This window comes from Lysinibacillus sp. 1 U-2021, assembly GCF_029916965.1.
GTDB classification, from domain to species: Bacteria; Bacillota; Bacilli; order Bacillales_A; family Planococcaceae; genus Lysinibacillus; species Lysinibacillus capsici.
This window is the reverse complement of sequence record NZ_CP123966.1, coordinates 3,006,660-3,026,824: the sequence shown is the minus strand read 5'-3', so window position 1 is coordinate 3,026,824 and position 20,165 is coordinate 3,006,660. Positions and strand designations below refer to the sequence as shown.

The 20,165-nt window shown below is 35.0% G+C and carries 23 protein-coding genes; 4 read left to right on the top strand and 19 right to left on the bottom strand.

Going from position 1 to position 20,165, the window contains the following annotated elements; translation table 11 throughout:
• The first annotated feature begins 45 nt into the window (after nucleotides 1–45).
• Nucleotides 46–1,086, top strand: a complete 1,041-nt coding sequence (locus QH639_RS15585) for a DUF418 domain-containing protein (protein ID WP_259419577.1) — start codon at nucleotides 46–48, stop codon at nucleotides 1,084–1,086.
• 364 nt (nucleotides 1,087–1,450) lie between these two features.
• Here QH639_RS15585 and QH639_RS15580 read toward each other — a convergent pair whose 3' ends face one another.
• Nucleotides 1,451–2,305, bottom strand: a complete 855-nt coding sequence (locus QH639_RS15580) for a malate synthase (RefSeq protein ID WP_281114800.1) — start codon at nucleotides 2,303–2,305, stop codon at nucleotides 1,451–1,453.
• 405 nt (nucleotides 2,306–2,710) lie between these two features.
• On the opposite strand from QH639_RS15580, the gene QH639_RS15575 reads away from it, so the two are divergent.
• Nucleotides 2,711–2,956, top strand: coding sequence for a hypothetical protein (locus tag QH639_RS15575; protein WP_131520085.1), 246 nt, complete (start codon nucleotides 2,711–2,713; stop codon nucleotides 2,954–2,956).
• Nucleotides 2,957–3,009: 53 nt separating this feature from the next.
• Here the strand turns inward: QH639_RS15575 and QH639_RS15570 are convergent, their stop codons facing one another.
• Both QH639_RS15570 and QH639_RS15565 read right to left on the bottom strand, forming a co-directional pair.
• The gene (locus QH639_RS15570; RefSeq protein ID WP_131520084.1) at nucleotides 3,010–3,402 is read right to left on the bottom strand and encodes a RidA family protein; all 393 of its coding nucleotides are present in this window, start codon (nucleotides 3,400–3,402) and stop codon (nucleotides 3,010–3,012) included.
• 708 nt (nucleotides 3,403–4,110) lie between these two features.
• Nucleotides 4,111–4,659, bottom strand: coding sequence for a hypothetical protein (locus tag QH639_RS15565; RefSeq protein WP_054550288.1), 549 nt, complete (start codon nucleotides 4,657–4,659; stop codon nucleotides 4,111–4,113).
• Nucleotides 4,660–4,876: 217 nt separating this feature from the next.
• On the opposite strand from QH639_RS15565, the gene QH639_RS15560 reads away from it, so the two are divergent.
• Nucleotides 4,877–5,542: a response regulator transcription factor gene (locus QH639_RS15560; protein ID WP_131520083.1), complete on the top strand. Its 666-nt coding sequence runs from the start codon at nucleotides 4,877–4,879 to the stop codon at nucleotides 5,540–5,542.
• A gap of 1 nt (nucleotide 5,543) precedes the next feature.
• A complete protein-coding gene (locus tag QH639_RS15555; protein ID WP_131520082.1) occupies nucleotides 5,544–6,791 on the top strand; it encodes a sensor histidine kinase in 1,248 nt (415 codons plus the stop codon).
• Nucleotides 6,792–6,932: 141 nt separating this feature from the next.
• Here QH639_RS15555 and QH639_RS15550 read toward each other — a convergent pair whose 3' ends face one another.
• The 16 genes from QH639_RS15550 to QH639_RS15475 form a co-directional block, all read right to left on the bottom strand.
• Complete coding sequence (locus QH639_RS15550; RefSeq protein ID WP_131520081.1) at nucleotides 6,933–7,487, bottom strand: ferric reductase-like transmembrane domain-containing protein; 555 nt, start codon at nucleotides 7,485–7,487, stop codon at nucleotides 6,933–6,935.
• Nucleotides 7,477–8,382, bottom strand: coding sequence for an FAD:protein FMN transferase (locus QH639_RS15545; RefSeq protein ID WP_131520080.1), 906 nt, complete (start codon nucleotides 8,380–8,382; stop codon nucleotides 7,477–7,479). The genes QH639_RS15550 and QH639_RS15545 overlap by 11 nt, the downstream gene beginning before the upstream one ends.
• A 28-nt stretch (nucleotides 8,383–8,410) precedes the next feature.
• Complete coding sequence (locus QH639_RS15540) at nucleotides 8,411–8,668, bottom strand: hypothetical protein (protein WP_131520079.1); 258 nt, start codon at nucleotides 8,666–8,668, stop codon at nucleotides 8,411–8,413.
• Nucleotides 8,669–8,685: 17 nt separating this feature from the next.
• On the bottom strand, nucleotides 8,686–9,324 hold the full coding sequence (locus tag QH639_RS15535; protein ID WP_131520078.1) for a copper amine oxidase N-terminal domain-containing protein: 639 nt from the start codon (nucleotides 9,322–9,324) through the stop codon (nucleotides 8,686–8,688).
• A 324-nt stretch (nucleotides 9,325–9,648) separates the two neighbouring features.
• Nucleotides 9,649–10,854 (bottom strand): EAL-associated domain-containing protein, encoded by a 1,206-nt coding sequence (locus tag QH639_RS15530; protein ID WP_348638181.1) that lies wholly within the window; start codon nucleotides 10,852–10,854, stop codon nucleotides 9,649–9,651.
• 442 nt (nucleotides 10,855–11,296) lie between these two features.
• Nucleotides 11,297–12,400: a TFIIB-type zinc ribbon-containing protein gene (locus QH639_RS15525; protein WP_131520077.1), complete on the bottom strand. Its 1,104-nt coding sequence runs from the start codon at nucleotides 12,398–12,400 to the stop codon at nucleotides 11,297–11,299.
• Between the two features lie 14 nt (nucleotides 12,401–12,414).
• Complete coding sequence (locus QH639_RS15520) at nucleotides 12,415–13,746, bottom strand: SPFH domain-containing protein (RefSeq protein ID WP_112118514.1); 1,332 nt, start codon at nucleotides 13,744–13,746, stop codon at nucleotides 12,415–12,417.
• 162 nt (nucleotides 13,747–13,908) lie between these two features.
• The gene (locus tag QH639_RS15515; RefSeq protein WP_131520076.1) at nucleotides 13,909–14,283 is read right to left on the bottom strand and encodes a DUF423 domain-containing protein; all 375 of its coding nucleotides are present in this window, start codon (nucleotides 14,281–14,283) and stop codon (nucleotides 13,909–13,911) included.
• An 11-nt stretch (nucleotides 14,284–14,294) separates the two neighbouring features.
• Entirely contained in the window at nucleotides 14,295–14,720 is a 426-nt protein-coding gene (locus tag QH639_RS15510) for an acyl-CoA thioesterase (protein WP_004225136.1), read from the bottom strand.
• 427 nt (nucleotides 14,721–15,147) lie between these two features.
• Nucleotides 15,148–15,612 carry an STAS/SEC14 domain-containing protein gene (locus QH639_RS15505; RefSeq protein WP_131520075.1) on the bottom strand — a complete coding sequence of 155 codons (465 nt, stop codon included), beginning with the start codon at nucleotides 15,610–15,612 and terminating at the stop codon, nucleotides 15,148–15,150.
• A 253-nt stretch (nucleotides 15,613–15,865) separates the two neighbouring features.
• Nucleotides 15,866–16,054: a hypothetical protein gene (locus QH639_RS15500; RefSeq protein WP_054550360.1), complete on the bottom strand. Its 189-nt coding sequence runs from the start codon at nucleotides 16,052–16,054 to the stop codon at nucleotides 15,866–15,868.
• Between the two features lie 111 nt (nucleotides 16,055–16,165).
• Nucleotides 16,166–16,354, bottom strand: coding sequence for a hypothetical protein (locus QH639_RS15495; RefSeq protein ID WP_131520074.1), 189 nt, complete (start codon nucleotides 16,352–16,354; stop codon nucleotides 16,166–16,168).
• Nucleotides 16,355–16,924: 570 nt separating this feature from the next.
• Nucleotides 16,925–17,170 carry a DUF3953 domain-containing protein gene (locus tag QH639_RS15490; RefSeq protein ID WP_131520073.1) on the bottom strand — a complete coding sequence of 82 codons (246 nt, stop codon included), beginning with the start codon at nucleotides 17,168–17,170 and terminating at the stop codon, nucleotides 16,925–16,927.
• A gap of 214 nt (nucleotides 17,171–17,384) precedes the next feature.
• Nucleotides 17,385–17,774, bottom strand: coding sequence for a VOC family protein (locus QH639_RS15485; RefSeq protein ID WP_131520072.1), 390 nt, complete (start codon nucleotides 17,772–17,774; stop codon nucleotides 17,385–17,387).
• A 668-nt stretch (nucleotides 17,775–18,442) separates the two neighbouring features.
• The gene (locus tag QH639_RS15480) at nucleotides 18,443–19,000 is read right to left on the bottom strand and encodes a hypothetical protein (RefSeq protein ID WP_103118266.1); all 558 of its coding nucleotides are present in this window, start codon (nucleotides 18,998–19,000) and stop codon (nucleotides 18,443–18,445) included.
• A gap of 265 nt (nucleotides 19,001–19,265) precedes the next feature.
• A complete protein-coding gene (locus QH639_RS15475; protein WP_281116204.1) occupies nucleotides 19,266–19,946 on the bottom strand; it encodes a TraR/DksA C4-type zinc finger protein in 681 nt (226 codons plus the stop codon).
• Between the last annotated feature and the right edge of the window lie 219 nt (nucleotides 19,947–20,165).

Genomic DNA, 20,165 nt, shown 5'->3' with positions numbered 1-20,165 from the left:
TTAAAAGATCTTCCTTATAATTGGTTTTAAAGGAGGAGATATACGTTGCAACCGACCAACAGTAATAAACGGATTGATACATTAGATTATTTAAGAGGGTTCGCCTTACTGGGCATTATTTTAGTCAATATCCCCTCATTAATGTGGATTGAACCACCTGAATTGGCAAACGATATTGCCTATAGCCGCTTTCTGACACTTTTTGTAGAGGGTAAATTTTTTATCATTTTTTCATTTTTATTTGGAATAGGATTCTATCTCTTTATTTCACGCGCACAGGCAAGGGGCGAAAAAGCCTATGCCTTATTTAGTCGTAGGCTTTTGATTTTACTGTTTATGGGGCTAGTGCATTTTTATTTCCAACCAGGTGAAGCCTTAACTGTCTATGCTATCTTTGGCTTTGTAGCCTTACCTTTTTATAAAATGCGCAAAGACATCAATCTCATCCTTGGATTCATCCTATTAGCCATCACTGCCTATTTTGGTCTAAAAATTTTAATGCCATTTCCACTGATTTTGCTTGGTCTAGCTGCTGGTCAATATCATTTATTTGAAAATATCTCGTTACATCGAAATAAAATCATGTTCGTGACGATTGTAATGGGCTTTATAAGCATGGCTAGCTGGTTTTATCAATGGCAGTATGTCCCTGAGCCTCTTGTTAATATCCAGCATTTGCCCAAGGATCAGCTAGCGGCTCATATTACAAATATTGAGCAATTTTCATTAATTGGACTACAGTTTAGCCCATTCGCTTCTGCCTTTTACATGGGAACAATCATCCTATTATTACAAAGCACTTTGTTCCAGCGACTATTGGCACCGTTAAAAGCATATGGGCGCATGGCCTTGACTAATTACTTGGGGCAAACAGCGCTCATTCTCTTAATTGGCCATACTTTCGGTTTAATTGGACAACTTCGCTATCTTGAATCTTTGTGGATTTGTCTAGGCATTTATGGTTGCCAATTGCTCTTTAGTAAGCTATGGCTATACTTTTTCCGCTTTGGCCCTATGGAATGGCTATGGCGAATCGGGACATATTGGACAATTCCTCCCCTACGCCAAAGTACGAAAGATTATTGATCGTAAAGGATAAACACCTATCAGCTTGGTGGTAAACATCATATATTGGTAATGTACCCTACTCGCTTTCCATCTTTGCTCATATCTTCAGCAAGAAACACATCCCCATTTTATTTAGTCACCAAAGTGACTAATTTAAAAACAGCGTTAAGCCATTATTAACGCTGTTTTTTTACTTTTATTACATCTAATAAGTGAATCATTGGGGTTACTGTGTGTGGAATAGGTATTAAAAGCTAATAAAGTTATTGGGACATAAACATACAAGTCACTGGATTTTAAAATCCAGTGACTTGTATTCATTGCCATTATTTTTCTCTTGCAAGCAAGTATAGCTCTTTAACTTGATAATTGGTTCACTGTACTAAATACGGGTTAATGCGCCATCAGGTTTGGGAATTTCTTGTACTGTTAGCTGATTCATTTTACAAAAATGTTTAAAGAATTGTTGTGCCAACTCCAGTTCTTTTGGGTCACTTTTCAACGAAATGATATCAAGTAAAATTTGAGCCATCCATAAATTTTCGAAATAACGATATTTCCCTGTCTTCCATGTCATTTTTTCGGGGAATTTTTCATTGATATAATATTGCCAGAAAAGTAACTGATCCGATTCCTGTTCTGTCAGATGAATTCTGTATTTTGAATGAGCAGGAATATGTCCATCTTCACACAGCTTGCCGACGAATTTTTCATTCACCATATAGACACCTAAGATACGTCTATCACTTTCAGGCTGGCTGGAATCTCTTGCTGTTAAAAGGACAGCGCTATTTTGGTGTAAGCGGCTCGGCTTGTTTGGCTTTCCTTTGTTATTCCCACTCTTTAATATACCTGAAAAAACATTCCACTCTGAAACAGAGCTATGCTGTTCCTCTGAATCACACCAAAAAACCATCTGTGATGCGGGATGAAGTTTATGATTACTCATAAGTTTTTCGTGTTCCAAGCGAAGTAAGAGTTCTTTCCGCTGAAGTTCTTTTGTCTCTTCCATCCGCGCTTCTTCTTCTTCTCGTTCAATTTCCTTTTTTTGTATAATCCCCTCAAGTAACTTAGCATCACTTTTATCATGTATTGTTAGGTGCTTTCCAAAGACATCTGGAAAAACAAACCTTTTATTTTCTGATGCAAAATGTATTTCAATACTCGAATCATTTTGGTTAACTATACTACCTATGCCAAAACGCTTGTGTGTAACTTTCTTATTAATTAGATTCATTTATCTAGTCCTCCTTATGGAATAAAATTAAGTTACTATTAGATAGTAAATTTCCCCAATAACTTCTTTAAAACAATTTCGAATTTTTCATCCGTTTAAAAAATTAAAAAAACGTATCCAAATTCTTTCTGCAAAATAGGACATCGGAATTCGAAATACGTTTATAAAAAATGATCGTAAGACTATTATAACATTTTTTATTAAAATTACAAATTTATTATTGACAATACATTTTTACATGAGTTAAAATATTCATTTATTCTCTAAATCATTTTAGAAAAGACCATAGACTTCTGAATAATGCTTTATAAAATCCAACTTTCCCCTGTTCCCTATTTGATGCCCATAAATTCTTCACCTGTTGCATACAATGCAAGTAATACCCTTTTTTGTAGGGAGGATTATATGAAGCAAAATAAAGGTAATCGGAATAGTGAGGGATTGGAGTCCGTGAGTCAAGCAGCTAAGTTGGCTGTCATTGCGGGGGCGATTACAACACTTGGAGACGCTCTAGCGACCATTGCTGCTGGTCTTGCTCTAGAGGATGAATTGAAGGAAAATGAAAGTAATAGCAATGATATTGACAAACTACAAAAGCAAATTGACGAATTACATTATGAAATGAAACAATTAAAAAGGATGTTACGTTAATACCGTCTGTACGCAAAAACGACAATATCACATGGATATTGTCGTTTTTTAGGCTATTTAGCAGCCCAAAGTTCAATCTCTATTTTTATTTCTGGTAGCCCTAATGCAGATACATAAGCAATAGTCATAGAGGGATAGGAATGACCAAACATTACTTCCCATTGCTGATAGAAATGATGCCAATCAATCTCCTCCGTCGCCCATATATTCACCTTTACCACATGAGATGCATCCAATCCCTCAGTTGCTAAAAGCGCTCCAATATTTCTAAATGTATTGGTCGTTTGTTCAATTAAATCTGCAGGCAGTTGATCGTCTTGATCAACCCCAATTTGTCCAGAGAATGCATACATTGTTGCATCTTTTGGAATGATTGTGATGTGGCTGTACTTCCCAACAGGGCTAGGTACCTGCATTGGATTTTTACGTACTATGTTAGTTTTCATATTCTTTTCTCCTTTAGGATTGTATTTTTTTCTAAAAAAGGGCAGACTTATCCCATGTTCGTTGATTTTAGAAAAAAACAGCTGTGGAGAACCCTATACCCATGCTTAAAAAACGAATAGCTCTTTTTTTCATGTGAATTCTCCTCCTTGACCCTAAAGTTATGTTCACTTTACCATTTCTATCCTAGACAATCAATGAAATACCCAAACACTTTTGCATTTCATCGATTATTTCTCAGGCAATTAACTATTCAACCATAGCAATCACAACATATATATAGTAGTGTAAAGCTAAATTAGCCTTACACCTCCGAAATTGTTACTAGGGTCACTCCATCCCAAGTGTCCCTTTGCATAATAGAACTAGGTACCCCTCTTTGGCGGTACCTGGTTTTTTAGTTATTTGGGGTCGAGTCGCACTTATGTTGGCTAAGTTTTGTCCACCTGCATTACAGCTAGTATTAATTCATCTGCAAGTAATGCTGAGGTGTAGAATTCTTATACGGAAATTTACCATTGCCAATACAAGAACTATAAACTTAAATATAATTACACCGCACACTTCCCTAATGCGATCCTTTTGCTTTAAGCTCAAATACTAGAGATTCTTTATCTAAGCATTGTTTATACAACAAATATAGAAAATGAATGCAGTATGCAACTAAAATGATAAGCTTAGTAATTATGAGCCGAGTCATGTTTACATAATTAAGAGATAAAAATATGAATCCCTCCTGTAATAACACTTAATGCCGCTATTGAGATATGGATTGTTCGCAAGCTTCGATTTTTTCTATAGTTGAATAAATTCATTCCTATAATAGCAGTAATTGATAAAAGAATAATTGCAATTAAGCCAATAATTCCTTCATTCTCCAATTCACCCTCATTAAAGTACATGATTATCCCATGACCAATACCTAACAACAATGCCATTGTGCCAAAAAGAATATGATATCTACCTATTAACTTTGCTACGTATAAATATAGCCCTTTAGATTGTGGGAAAGTACGAGTTACAGACTTCAAGAAAGTTCTAATAGGAAAAATCATACCCGCTGCACCAATTCCTATGAATGTACACCAACCAATTAATTCACCAAGGTCCTCATAACGCCCTTCTTCGTGTTGTTGTCTACCGTTACCCTCATCATACTCATCTTTTCCTTCAAAAATATCATCTGCATAAATGGGATTTACATCATACAAAAAAAACATAACTACCAATACTATCCCAAACATTTTTAAATATCGCATAGGAGATCTCCTTCCATATTGAGGTTCAACATTAGTCTAAACAACCAATATGAAAAAAATCTGAAAAACGGTACTAGAAAAAATTACGATATTTAATTTAAATTTCTTTTTTGGCTTAGAATAAGTAGAAGATTGGTCGCACAAAAAATTCAGGTGGATTTCATAATGTTGTTATAAATTAGTTATATTGAATATAAAAAAGGTAGGAGGAGCTTCGTTGAAAATACTGATAGCTGAAGATGATAATCGATTAAGAAAAAACATTGTTCACATCATTCAAAAAGAATTTCATCAGGTGGATGCTGTAGATAATGGTCAGCATGCATTAGAATACATACTGTTTCATACATACGATCTAGTCATTTTAGATTGGATGATGCCAGAAATAAGCGGTATTGATGTGTGCAAAGAAGCTAGAAGAAATGGTTATGAAGGTGGCATTTTAATACTAACAGCAAAGGATGATTGCAATAACATCATCTGCGGATTAGATGCAGGTGCTGATGATTATGTTGTTAAACCATTTAAAATGGAAGAACTCTTAGCGAGAATACGTGCCATTTTAAGAAGAAAAAATAAATCCATTCATCAAATCATTCAAATTGATGATTTAAAGTTATATTTGGATTCCAGAACACTTTTTAAAGATAATCAAGAAATACTATTAACTAAAAACGAATTTTTATTGTTAGAGTACCTTTTTATCAACAAAGGCATCATTCTTACTAGAGAACAAATTTACACACAAGTATGGGGCTTTGATCATGAAATGACTAACAACAACCTTGATGCGTTAGTAAAATTAGTTCGTAAAAAAATCGATCATAATCGTCCAAAATCCATTATTGAAAACATTAGAGGAATAGGATACAGAGTGAGGTAGCATGTTTAAGAAAACTCGTAAAAAACTAACTTTATTTAATTCCATTTATTTTATAGGCTTTTTCTTTGCTTTTCTTATTATTCTATATTTTTCATTAGTTCAACTAATGGATTATCAACAAATAGAAGAACTAGAAACTTATTATAAAGAACAATATCATGACTTTTTTGAGCACAAAAATGATAATAAAGGGAAATTAGAATTTAACCCAAATGGTATGTATTTTTACTATATTTATACAAAAGAGCAGATACTAGTCCACGGTGACGAAAACTATCAAGGTTTATTTAAAGACCTAGAAAAAATCATTCAAACCGAAAATCCTTCTAAACGTTTTGTAAAAAATATAAAGTGGCGCGATAAACATCTTTTAATTTTATCGAAACCCATTCAGCCGAACGGTGAATTTCTTGGATATATTGTTATAGGCAAATCGACCACATCACAATATCATTTTTTTCAAAAAATGATCTTACTGTTTATTGTTTTAATTATAATTTTTACAATAATAATTGGATTCTTAAGTTACTACATGGCAGGAAAAGCCATGATTCCCATTCAACATGCACTTGAAAAACAGAAAAGCTTTGTTTCAGATGCTTCTCATGAGTTAAGAACACCGCTAAGCGTATTTTATAGTTCACTCGATATTTTAGAATCTGATGAAGCTAGTAATATGAGTGATTTCGGTAAAGAATTGATTGAAGATTTAAAGCATGAAGCAGAGTTAATGAAAGAGCTATTAGATAAACTATTATTTTTAGCCCGACATGACAAAAATCGTATTCATTCAACTAAAGAAAAAATCTCCTTAACAGAGTTGCTACTAACGATTAGTAGGAAGTTTAAAAGAGCGTTACCGAAATCAATCGTTTTCGAAACAGAAATCCAACCTAATGTTGAATTTATTGGAAATTCAAATAATATAACTGAATTAATTTATATATTATTAGATAATGCCGCTCAGTACACACAAAGAGGATCAATCTATCTAAAGCTTTTACAAACTGATAAAATGATATATATCTACATTGAAGATACAGGCATTGGGATTTCTAAGGAAGACCTACCTTTTATTTTTGATAGATTTTTCCGGAGTGATGCTGTGAGAAACAGAAACGGAACAGGACTAGGACTTGCTATAGCTGATTCTATTGTTCAAGATCACGGAGGAACACTCACAGTTCAAAGCGAATTGGAAAAAGGTACAACATTTTGTATTCAATTTCCTCTTTATACTAAAAAATAGGCTCTTCATCGTTACATGATGGATAAACCATAGAATGGCATTACATGTATCAGTAGTGCCATTCAACTAGTTTATTTTTTTGAGCTACTTTGGCAGTCTAGCTAACATGGAGAAACTGCCTTTCATCCATTCAAGCACCGCTTACTTACTAACCCCTTGCTTTTGATCTTTCTTCTTAAACCCATCGCTCATCAACCTTACAAGTAGTGCGGTAATTATAACCATTACCGTACTGCTATAAAATAAAATTACCAACATTTGATTTGAGTCAGTACCAATGAATAGCCCATGAATAAGTGATAATATCCAAGCAGGTAAAACAAGAAAATGCATCTTCTTCCAAAGTGAGAAGTTCATTTTATTTATCCATATATCTGATGTTAAAAGAACTATTAAAAACAAATAAAAAGCTATGGTTCCTAGCCCAGACAACAATGCCTGATAGTTAGCGCTAAAAGGTAATACGATTTCAGAAATAGTATAGGGTTCGTATTGATCAATCATTAGTAAAAGTAAATGTACAATAACAGTTATAAATCCCAACCATCCACTCATTTGATGTAATTGAAAGTATAAGTTTTTATTGGACTTGAGAGTAGAAGATTTCCTTAGTAAACCAAAAAAAATTGACATACTGAAGTAAAAATAACTTAAAAGCCCTAATAATCGAATCCATTCCCAAGTACTAAATAACATCTAATTTTTCTCCTCCTTTCAGCCAATATATACTTCCATCATCTTTTGCTATTAAGCAAGCACAAGGCATCTGTAGTTTGTCAAACCATACTTGTAATTCTTGTTCATTTAATAAAAAAGCCAGTTTTGTTGCCACTTCTGCTTGACATAATGAGTTTGTTATTATTGTTGTTTGAAGGATAGGGCTAATGATTACCTCTCCGGTTCTTCCATCTAATAAGTGATGCTTTTCTTTCCCCTGCTGTTTCCAACTTCTAAATATACGATTCGAAGTGGCAATTGCTCCATTTTGAATTCTAATGGAACTGATCTCTTCGTGTATATGAAATGGATGAGCAATCCCAATGGTCCATGTCTTTTTGCCTGACGACCACATTTTCATATCTCCACCACCATCTACAATTCCATACTCGGGAGAAACCTGTCTAAGCCAATCAGCTATTTTTTCAACTACGTATCCTTTGGCAAATCCACCTAAATCAATTAATTGATTATCCGTTTTTAAAACTTCATTGTGATCCAAAAAAAGAAATGGCTTATTTGTCTTTTTTTCTATTTGTATTTCCTTATACGTTGATTCTTGAAAAGGAAAGGATCGATCGTACCCATGTTGTTCTAAATGTAATTTTAAATACGGAGAAAATATATTATTAGTTAATGTATAATAGTTGTCTGCTGCTTTTAAACAATCATATAATGCAGGAGAAATTCTACCTATTTCTCCTACCTTTAGTTGATTAATTTGATTTAACTCATTATTTGGCTCAAATCTCGACCAATCTCTTGCAACGTGTTGCAACCATTTCACCACTTTGTCTTTCCAATCCATTTTTTGCGTTCCAGCAATTTCAATATAAAAGTTTGTATTCATCGTATTTAATGAAAGGGTATCCAAGCAACTTCAACTCCACTTCAAACTATGTTTAGGATCGTTTGGTAGTTCGATCGGTATGAATTTTATTTTGTTGTAGTTGATTCACTCCAACAATTTCAAAATTTGTCCAATCTAATTGAACAAGTTCCTTTTCTCGGTCTGACATTTTTTTTGATTGTTCATTTGTCAAATTTAGATCAGCTATGTTTATATCTGATGGAACATTATTAAATTGCGTTAATAGTAAAGAAGATAATATTACTCCAGAAGTGCCTAATATCCATTTAGCTTTCTTTTGATCTTTCATTCAATCATCTCCCCTTTTTATTTTAATAACTTCAATACAACAGCGTTATTCATTTCTTGCCATTCAGCCACATAGCCCAAACCATTTGAAATTACACTAATTGGAACATATATATTATCATTCAAGTAAAATGTAACAGCTGGTATCGGTGTTTTTATCTCGTTATAGTACACAACATTTGTCCCCGCACGAAAAATTAGTTCTGTACCAGCTTTATTAATTTCCAATATTTTACTATTATCATAATTAACTACTTTTGCACCTAAAAGTTCAGCAACAATTTTACCTGGCACATATATTTCACCATCTAAAGGAATCAAGTAAAGTGACACTGTATTATTATTATTTTCTAGTTTTAATTGAATTTCTTTCGCTTCTTTTAGGGGTAACTCTCCTTTATTTACATAAGTAGATCTTGTCCAAATATTCCATGTATTACTATTTGTTTCAGGGTATCTTTGGTCATAATATTCATATTCATCCTCTTCTTTATAATAATCATCATCTTCCTCGTCATCATCATAATCATCATTGTGCTTTTTATGAACATCACCCTCGTATTTTTTATAATCTTCTTCATCATCCGCATTTGCTATTTTGGCATCAACAAATGGCCAAATTAAACTAATAATTAGCAATATTTTGATAATCCTCATTTTTTCAGCTCCTTTATGATATTTCCATCTTAATTAAGCTAAATGAAAAAATACTGAAAAAACAAAATCATTCATTACAAATTTAACAAATGTATAGACTGCCATGTTTGTTTCGATAGAGGTAGTTAATTTTCTATGAGAATTTAAATAGCATTCTTGATTGAAATCAAAAAAAATTGCCTTCTGCAAATATAGAAGGCAACTTCAGTATTTTACTAGGCTTTTAGGATTCTCCCCCATAATACCTAATACATTTAATTAAACTAAATAAATCGAATTGCAATTTGTACCCATGAAATGTTGTCACTAAAGAAATTACTAATATTATCTAAAGATTTTATGCTCATAAAGATAGTCATAGGAAAGGTCAACAAACAAATATTCATGCTCGTTGATGGCAATGGAGAATGTTCTTGTAATTTCTCCTGTTTCAATATCCCGATACAATTCAGAGATTTCCCCACTTTGATCGTTGCGCATTTTGATAATCGTTTGAAGGAAATAAGGGCGCCAGCTCCAATTTTTATTGATGGCACGTGGCTGTAGCTCCCAGTTCCCATCAATTCGCATAACGTTAGGCGTTAACTGGAACCCATCCTCATTACAAATATAGAGACGGAAGGAGTAGTTATCCAATAATTCAGCTAAGTACTCTAAATGGGAGACATTGTCGCTTGTTGGTTTCACACGGTGCACAATCGCCTCTAATTCCTCCCTTAATTTTTTCAGCTGCAAATATTGCGCCTCCAGCATTTTCTTTTCGGAAGTAATAAATTGCTGGCATTCTTTTTTAAAACGTTCCTTTAATATATCCTTATCGACAAAAGTCATAGCTGGATTTGCTAGGTATGGCCCTTGATAAAATCTACCGCCATTTTTCCAAGCAAATTGTAGCTGATAAACCGTTTCAATATCTTCAAATAATAGATTCGCTCCAATTTTATAAGCTAGGCTACCAATGGCAGAAATCATGTCCGATTGAGCGGACCAAGAATCGTAATTTAAATCACGTGTATTGACCTTTAAGATATGTGGTGCCAATAGCGCAATATGCTCTAAATGACTTTCGGCTCCTACTTCCTGAACGGCAATTTTTACCCCAAACGTCGTAAAATAGCGTAGGGCGTGATGTAATTTGTTAATATCCCCTATAAAACGATGCTCTGATACGACAAGTACGATACGCTGTAAATCTTTTTCCTCTATATATTGTTGGATAATATTAAAATGACTTTCACCAAAATCTTGCATCAATAAATTTGGATTGCTTGGGATATAAATATCAATTTCTGGTGCAATTTCATCAATTTTGGCTAATGCCGCATGTAAAATTTTATGTTCCATATCAATTCGATATTCTTCTGGAATATCTTCATTGTTGATAAAATCCTTTAAATTAATTTGCTGACCTTGAATTTGTAGATACCCGGAAATTTCGTAGGCAATCACCGTATGCGCATCTGCGCTAAATATCGGTTGATAATACCCATGTATTTGATCTAAATTTGTTAACACTTCAATTGCGTCCATCATCGAAACCTCCAATATGAATAACGTTTTCATTGTTATTCAAAAATAACATTACATTTATCATGACTAGCTTAAAAAATGCTCTCTGACTGTATAATAAGTTGTTTAAAGTAAAATCGCAACTTCACTTCTCATCATTAATGGAAATCCGTCCTAATTTTTAACCACCATAATTGCATTATTTCTAACGACTTTCCTACATAGTAGGTTGCTTGTTACACCATCTTGCAACGTTATGCTTTTGTCCAACCAAGGCTGTTCTGATATTTTACTCTCCCTTTAATCTATGCAACTTGACGCAATGACAGCCGTGATAATGGATGATGATTATCCTATACCAGTCAATTAATTCAGTCATTTACCCAGTATTTAAGGACAATTTTATGAAAAAACAGTATCCCAAAAGGACAATAAGAGGCTCCTACTGGCATACTGTTTATTATTATTCAGACATAAAGAAATACCAAATCAGAGCGATTACTGCTAATGATAAAATAACAGCAATTGTTACACGAAGCGGTGAAATAGGGGCATTACCACCAACTCGACCCGTTTGTCCATTCACCATAAAGCGGTAAATCTTCTCCTTATAGCGGAAAGAAGATAACCAAATCGGTAACATTAAATATTTGTATGTAATATCATCATGGTTTGTGGAAAAGCGTAGATTGGATACTACATCCGCCCTATTTTCCCAACGGATTTTGGCTGTAATCTGCGCATGGAGGTGATCATGGATTTCACTTTTTGCTTGGCTCCAGCCATCCTGCAAACCAACACTGTAACGCTCTGATAAAAATCCAGCTACATATTGAGGTTTATAGGCCTTATTATTAAGAAGATTAAATGGTTCAATTTTTCGCATCATGTCTCGATCATAGCGTGTTGTGGCACTCACTAAATGATCGTCTATAAATTCCTGATAAAACCCACTTGTTGAATACCAATCTGTTTCAGTATGCGTTTTACCATCTTTATCCGTAACCGTTCGATGTCGTCCATATCTTGCGGAGTATCTGGAGCTTGTTTTTGAATCAAACGTCCAATACGGGAGGTATACCCCTTTAAAGGCATCAGGCTTTGCACTTATTTTGGCAGCCTTTGGTGTAAACCATCGACCTTTGATCCATTTCTGAAAATGTTCTCCTGCCTGCTTATCCGTTACTTCAAAAGCACATACGCCATTGGGAGCAAGCGTATTTTCAGCGCTCGCTTCCATGACCTGATTTGAGCCGCAGTAAGGACAACTGTCAGCGACCTGCAGAGCATCATAAATTGTCTCGGCCGCGCAAGCTTTACAAATAACTGTTTTCTTCTCCACGCCCCAATTGAAATTCCCACGTTCCTCTGCTTTTAAGAAGTCCATTTCCTGTGCAACCTTTTCCTCTTCTTGCTCAGGGGTTGCAATTTCAGATTCAAATCCACAATACGGACAAGTTAGCTTACCTGTAGCAGGATTAAACTCAATGGATGCACTACAGGATGGACATTCCGCATCAAAGTCAAGCTTTACTTGTTTGACATGTTCAACTTCTTGCGTTGACATAGGTCATCATCTCCTTACTTGACATCCTTTTCATCAAAAACATCGCCGCATTCTGGACAGAATTTAGGCGGATTGGCAGGGTCCTCTGGTGCCCACCCACATTTATCGCATGCATAGAGTAAAGCACCAGCTGGTTTTTTAGAGCCACACTCGCTACAAAACTTTCCTTTATTCACCGCTCCACATGTACATGTCCAGCCCTCTTCCGCTGGTTTTGCTGCACCGCAATTTGAACAGAATTTCCCTGTGTTGTCATGACCACATGCACATGTCCATGTACCAGGTGCTTTGGCTGATTGATTTTGCATCGCAGCCTGAGCCATTTGCGCTTGCTTATTTTGCTCATTCATTTGATAAAGCTGACCAGCATTGACTCCACCTGCTTGTGCAGCCATATTCATCCCCATAAAGCCTGCCATAGCGCCACCATCATTGTTAGCAGCTGCAATCATCGCTTCTGCCTGAGCGCCTGTTAAATGGGCAGCAGCCATACCTGGATCACGCATAACCGCATTGCGTTGTAGTTGTTTTATCATCGCTTCGTCTTCCTCAGAAGCCTTTAGGGTACTAATCCCAAATGACACAACAGCTAAACCACGTGTAGCAAGCCACTTTTCTGATAATACCTTATTGAGTGCGTCTGCTAACGCAACCGTATGCGCAGGTATTTCACTATAACGAACGCCACTTGCTGAAATTTGTGCAAAGGCTGGCTGTAACGCTGTCATTAATTCTGATTTTAACTGGCTATCAATCGCCTCTCGCGTATATTCACGCTCTACATTTCCACATACATTTGTATAGAATAATAACGGATCAATGATTCTATAAGAATACTCACCATGACAACGAATGGCAATGTCGATATCTAATCCGATATTACGATCAATCACACGGAATGGAATTGGTGCGGGAGTACCATATTTATTGCCAACAATCTCCTTTTTATTAAAATAATAAACTCGCTGATCTTTAGCAGGTTCTCCACCAAATGTAAAACGCTTGCCTATCTGTTTAAATGTTTCCATAATGCCATGAGATAAATCTGAACCATACATAATCGAAGGCTCTGTAGATGTATCATAGACATATTCCCCAGCTTCTGAAGAAAACTCTACAACCTTCCCCTGTTCAACAATCATCATACATTGCCCTTCATTGATGGCAATAATAGAGCCATTGCTAATAATGTTGTCATTTCCTTTATTTGAACCTCGTTTAGAAGTGCGTTTAATACCCTTAGTTACTAGAACATCTGAGGATAATGCCTCACAATAAAAATATTCACGCCATTGATCCTCTAAAACACCTGTTAATGCCCCAACGCCTGCTTTCAATAAACCCATAAATATTCCCACCTTCACATTGATGTTTAGCTTATTTTAACATCTCTTCATACTATGTAATACGCAAAATCAGACAAATTGTTTCATTTTCTTCCTATCAACTAAAAAACGAGAAGCGCCAATGATATAAATCATCAGAACGTTCTCGTTACTTTTTCTGAATTAGGATAAGGCAGCTACTATAACAAGCACCCACGCAACAATAAATAACATGCCACCAATTGGCGTAATCGCACCTAGCTTTTTCACACCTGTCACGGCTAGCACATATAAACTACCAGAGAAGAATACAATCCCTGTAAACATTAAGTAGCCTGCCCAGGAAAGCAAACTAGAGCTTCCTAAAAATGCAGCATTGGATAGAATGCCAAGGGCTAGAATCCCTAAGGCATGATACATCTGATATTGCACAGCCGTTTCCCAAATGGCTGCATAATGCGGTGAGGCAAACTTATCCTTGAGTGCATGTGCACCAAAAGCACCTAAAACAACACCAAGAGCTGCCAAAATAGCGCCTAAAGCTATAAACATTTCCATCTATTGTTCTCCTATTTTGCCTCGACGGCAATTTCTTTATATTTGGCATCCCAAGCTGGGTCAATCTTACTTAATGATACCGGTCGCAATGTATCCTTATGCGCAAGAATATGTACGGATTGAGCTGTGGCTGCTACCGTGCCATCCTCATGTAAAATTTCATAGCCATACGTCGTTCGTAAACGATCATGCTTTTCTACCCAAGTGCGCACCGTTGCCACTTGTCCATAATGCATGGCTGCTTTATACGAAATCGATAAATCCATCACTGGCGATACATAGCCATCTTTTTCTAAGGCAGCATACTCAAAGCCTGCATCACTTACAAGCTGGGTACGCCCAATTTCCATCCAAATAATATAGTTCGCATGGTACACCACGCCCATTTGGTCTGTCTCTGCGTACCGTATTTCAATCTGTTTCTCACTCACAAACATTTTCTTCACCTCGTCCTACATTATAGCGTAAAAATGTTGATTTGGTGGGGTTTTTGCTCTAAGGAAATTGGAACGGTGAAAAATAGAGCATTACTTTTCTTGGTATTTAAAATAAATATTGATTTTTCTAATATAAATTTTTATTCCATATAAACACTTTTAAGTGGGGTACTATTCGGGGTACCACTTTATGAATAATTATTAAATAAACATGCACGAGCAGGTACAAAACAACCAACAAAAACACCAAGTACTCATTTGAGCGCCCGGTTATTTGTTTATTGTTTCTGGAGTTTTATCAAAATTAAAGCCTTTAAACGATACAATTCTTAAAGAACCTGAAACTGTTTTTTCTACATATGGAACTTTGCTACACAGTCTAGGTTCCAGCCATGTCATATCTCTTTCTGCCTTTAGATAAAGACTATTATTTTGTATACTCAACCAACCATTTGAATGCCAGTTCGTAATTATCGAAAAATTCAACAGACTCTTTTGTGTTGGATTGTTTTAAATGGTTCATTATCTCTCCCTCTTCAAGGAGAAACGCAATTGCTTTGCTGTGTTTTAGCATTGTTTTATTCAAGAACTTATCTTTCCATTCTTTTTGAACAGAAAAATGAGCTGGGATGTATCCTTTTCTATCTACCAATAATTTGTATTCTCTACCTTCAGAAATAAACTGTTGACAAATCTTTTCAAAATCATTAAACCAATCATGAACGTCTTCAATTTTTATTTGACCTAACAGGTGGGTAACGATTATATCTCCTGAAACTTCGGTGTTGACATTTTTTACCATCAACTTAGAATCATCTCCCTCGGTTTCTATTATGCATGAAAACCATATAAACTCAACGCTTACATTACCCCGCCTGCCGTTTACTTGCACTTTATAAAACTATATTCTGATTTAGACAATAAAATAACGCTAGGCTTCTGGTTCCTTGCCCAATTTAGTTATCCATAAGAATCCCTAAACTGCTCAAAAGTGTATTTGTTCTCGTTCTTTATAGCGTCCATGAGAAAAAAGACAAAATAAAAAGCCATTCAAAATGAATGGCTCAATTACAAACTTAGTATTAAATTATTGCCCTAAAAAATATGACTTAGCTTGCCAACAATTTTGTTAGTGGCACTAAGATTTATTGTAATCGCTCTAAATCCTGATATTCTTTCATATAAGGACCATCTTCTGCAACAAATGAATGATACAATGCCTTTACTGCGAAATTTTTCTCTAAACCCATTTCAGATTTTAGCTTTTTTAATTCATCATGCAATGTTCGATGTTCATTTATAAGCTTTAGCATAACTGTCTTATTATATTTCATTACATCCGCCCTTTTTGTTTACAACATGAAAGCTATAATACACTATTTTCACTTATAATCGCAAGTACAGCCTTGAAAGAAGCAACAGCTGATTGTGTATATTCGGTCTTACTATACCTCACCATTACATTTTTTCTTCCACTCTTCATAACGCATAAAAGGCAATGTGACGGTTGGTGGCTTAACCTCTTTGTACGCTTTGGTGAAAGCTTGAATGTAAGTTAGTCCTAAGACAGTCAATACAAGAGGCCAATTGCCTTTGGTAGGTATCGTCCATGTAGTCTCTGCCTCGTTCGTCATTCAGGTAACTTCCATTCACCATATAAATCGTATGGCAACGGCACTGTTTATCTATGGAAGCAATTCTCTATCATCTCGGTGCTTTCGATTTCCACTTACCATAGTGATAGTAACCATCTATATTGCTTTCTGACCATCTAACTACGAACCCTCGTATCAAGTGATGACAACCAGACTGTAGAGAGCCGTGCTGTTTTGGTCGCCTGTTCCTCAATGGCTAGATCAACTTGACCTCACTCAACCACCTTCTGTTCGGGCGACAACAATTCCTTTCTTTCTAGTCCATCCCATAACATTTTCGATTCTAATGGCCCTGTCTGTATAGCTTTCTCCAGCTTGTAAACTCTGTGCTATCTCGATGTTTATGCGCCTGATAATGTTGTTCCTATAAGGTTCAAAGACTTCGAGTAACATCAAGTCCGAAAACCAAGAGTTTTCTTTATTATTGGAGGTTCTACTCAAGCGAGTATACGAACTTGGCGATATGGAGGCCATTTAGGCAGACATTATCGATAAAAATGGTCAGTTACTCGAAAATGGAAGATTAAATATCAAGGTATTTACAACTCCCTAACTTTGGTCATATAAAGCTGTGAATTGATACATTGAGAGATAAACCGCAAATAAAAATAACCCGATTAATAACCAACCATAAACTTTTCTCTCGCTCTGAAATGCTTCAATTCCTTTAGTTAACATGAATAAACCTGAGAAGAATACTATTAAAAAAATCAGATCGTAATCACGTGTTATAAGTAGGTAAGCTGAAAGAGAGACAGTAATGATAGCAAAAACAATTTGTAAAATGTTAAGCATAATATTCCACTCCTCTTTAACTATCATAACAAAAAAAGAAGTCGTGGAAATGATTGTAAATATCTAACCTTAAAATTTATTAAGATACCTAATCTCTTAAAAATTATGGACCGGCCGTGTATGTCTTGCCTCGCACATGTTTGTGAGGCGCAGGTCGTTCTTCGTTCTGTCTTTCCCTAATATTTAGATTTTTAATTGAAGTTCAATCATTTTTTTAAGATACTTCTTTGCAAATCATTAATAAATTCCCATCAAGATCTTTAAACACAAAATAAAAATTATCCTGAATCTCTGTAACAAGCTCAACATTATTTTCTTTCATAAATTGATAAGCAGCTTGAATATCATCGGTTAAAAGCTGAATTGATGGAACTTGGAAAGTGGAAATATCACCATCATCTTTTCTCCACTTTGGCATGGAATCTAAAATTAATCCAGCTGTACCTTTCATGGGTGCCACGAATAAATGTCCAAAATATTCTTCTCCCCCTTCCAAACCAAGTATTTTTCTGTACCATTCTTTTGCTTTCTCTAGGTTACGAACTGGAACAAACACACCGCCGATTTGGTTTTTAATTGGTGATCTATAATCAGGTGTAGTCACAATACTTCCTCCTTTAATAATTTATTTTCACTTTGGAATTCTACTTTTTCAATTCAACGTTATTTTCTACTATTCCTTCTTGCACTAACCTATATTATTTCTTGTCATTAGATAACAATGTAGAGATTTAAATACTGCATAATATAAGAAAATTACATAGTAAATAAAAAAGCCGCAGCGTCATCACACGTTACAGCTTATATTTTTATATTTATTTAAAACCTTAATCCACAATATCAATACTTTTTTTCCTCTTTTACTAGTGTCGTAAGTATAAAACGGTCTCCAGTAGCCATTTCAATCCCTGTACTTGCCCCACCCCCGCCAGCGAAATTGTCTACAATGATTTCTCTGATTAAGCTTAATTGTATGGAAGAGTCTGGGCTGTGTTATTATTTATATTCATTTATGCTCTCCCTAACTTATAACCATTATTAGGGTAAAACTTCACAATATATTTTTCATCATTATCACTTCTCACCCAATCATAACCTAGCAGCTAAAGGGAGAACTACTTGATACTCACTAATAAAAAACACCCTATTTTAAACTGCACCCCAATTGTTAGACACAATGTAACAATTGGGGTGCAGTTCACTTTCAAATTTCAAAACCAATCTATAAATGCAAAAAGCCACACCTATTAGATGTGACTCGCAATAAAAGCTTTATGCTAATCTTAAAATGACAATAGACGCGCTGATAACTAGAATGTCAGGAATAACTAAATTTAATAAAGCTGTTGGGTTTGGATGAATATTTCTCAAAGTAAGAACATCCGATGAATTTAAAGTCGTTATTACTTGACCATTTTCCAAGTTACCAGAATTGTCTCCATAATTGGAACCGGCTATTTGGTTGTCGCCATTGAAAAGAGCAAATGCATTAGGGCCACCTGTAACAAACACCTCGTAGGTAATAAGATAAATACCCGTTTGATTTATAATGATAGGTGCTGTTCCTGGTACATGTGTTACAAACCCTGCAGGAGTAATATTACCATTTGTATTGAAAGTAACGGAACCATTATTCGGGATACCTGGTTGAGCAGTGGTATCATAAATATAAGCAAACCCTGGAAGACCTGTACCTAAAGGTTCTTGTGGTACCTGTACTCCTTGATGGATATTTTTGTTATTACAACTTTCTTCACAATCATCATGAATTCTGCTAATTCTTTTATTAGTTGGTTCCTTTTCACTTCTATTAAAATTGTCGAAACCCATTTTATCATCCTCCTTGTTTTTACATTATTCAATGAAGGGACAAATGAACTAGACAATTTTACTAAACCTTTATGGATTAATTATAAAAAGACCACTATATGAAGTGATCTTTTTAACAAGGAAATAATTTATTTTTCACATATTATTCTTAATAAAACATGTAAACTGGGGTAATATCTTTTCTCTTAAAATATATGGGCTGGCCATGTATGTTTATTAAAGCATTCATTTATAACAATTGCGCCTATCTTTTTAAATCCCACATTTAATCCTCTAAATAATCAAATTTTCTCGCGTGTTCTACTTCCTGAATGGAAACTTGGCGTGTTAATTCATCTGTTTCAGAGATATGGTATGAATCCCATTCGTCATTAACGGCAATTTCTTCAGGATCTTCATATAATTCATCATAATCTTCAAAATCCCCTTCAAAATCGGAAGGTGTTTCAGAAGTTCCATATTTTGCTACAACTTGAAACATATCTTCATAGTCATGAATATCATCCTTGTCATCACGGCCAGCAAAAGAATTGTCAACTGGAGGAAGCATCACTTGCTCTTCAACCGGTCGATCTGTTGGAACGTCTTTTGCAGTATGTTCAATACAAAAAGAGGTATAAGGCAGTGCCACCAATCGATTATATGGGATATCTTGTTGACAAACTTCACATACGCCATAGGAACCATCCTCAATCTTTTGTAAGGCCGTATTTACTTTTGCTAACTCATCAGTGTCATGGACTTTTAACGCCATATCTTTTTCACGCTCGTATAATTCGGTACCCAGATCTGCTGGATGATTATCGATTGTGGACAACTCATCAACAGAATCCCGTAAACTACCTCGTTCTAAATATTCATCATCTGTATCCATTCTTCGTTGGAGCGAGTGTTTTTGCTCAATTAACATATTTTTTAGCTTTGATATCTTCTTCTCATTTAGAATAGTCATCACGTCCTTTTCATTATTATGAACGAATTTGATTGAATTATTTGTTTTAAAGGATAAATTTAAAGACAAAAACGAAACTATATTCTTTGATAAATATGCTATATATAATTAGTTTAGCGTGCGATAAGGACATATTAAATCCGCATGTTTTTTATGCCCTTTTAGATTGTCCTAAAAGTTATGGCCTTCGAATAAAATGCCATTACATTTGAT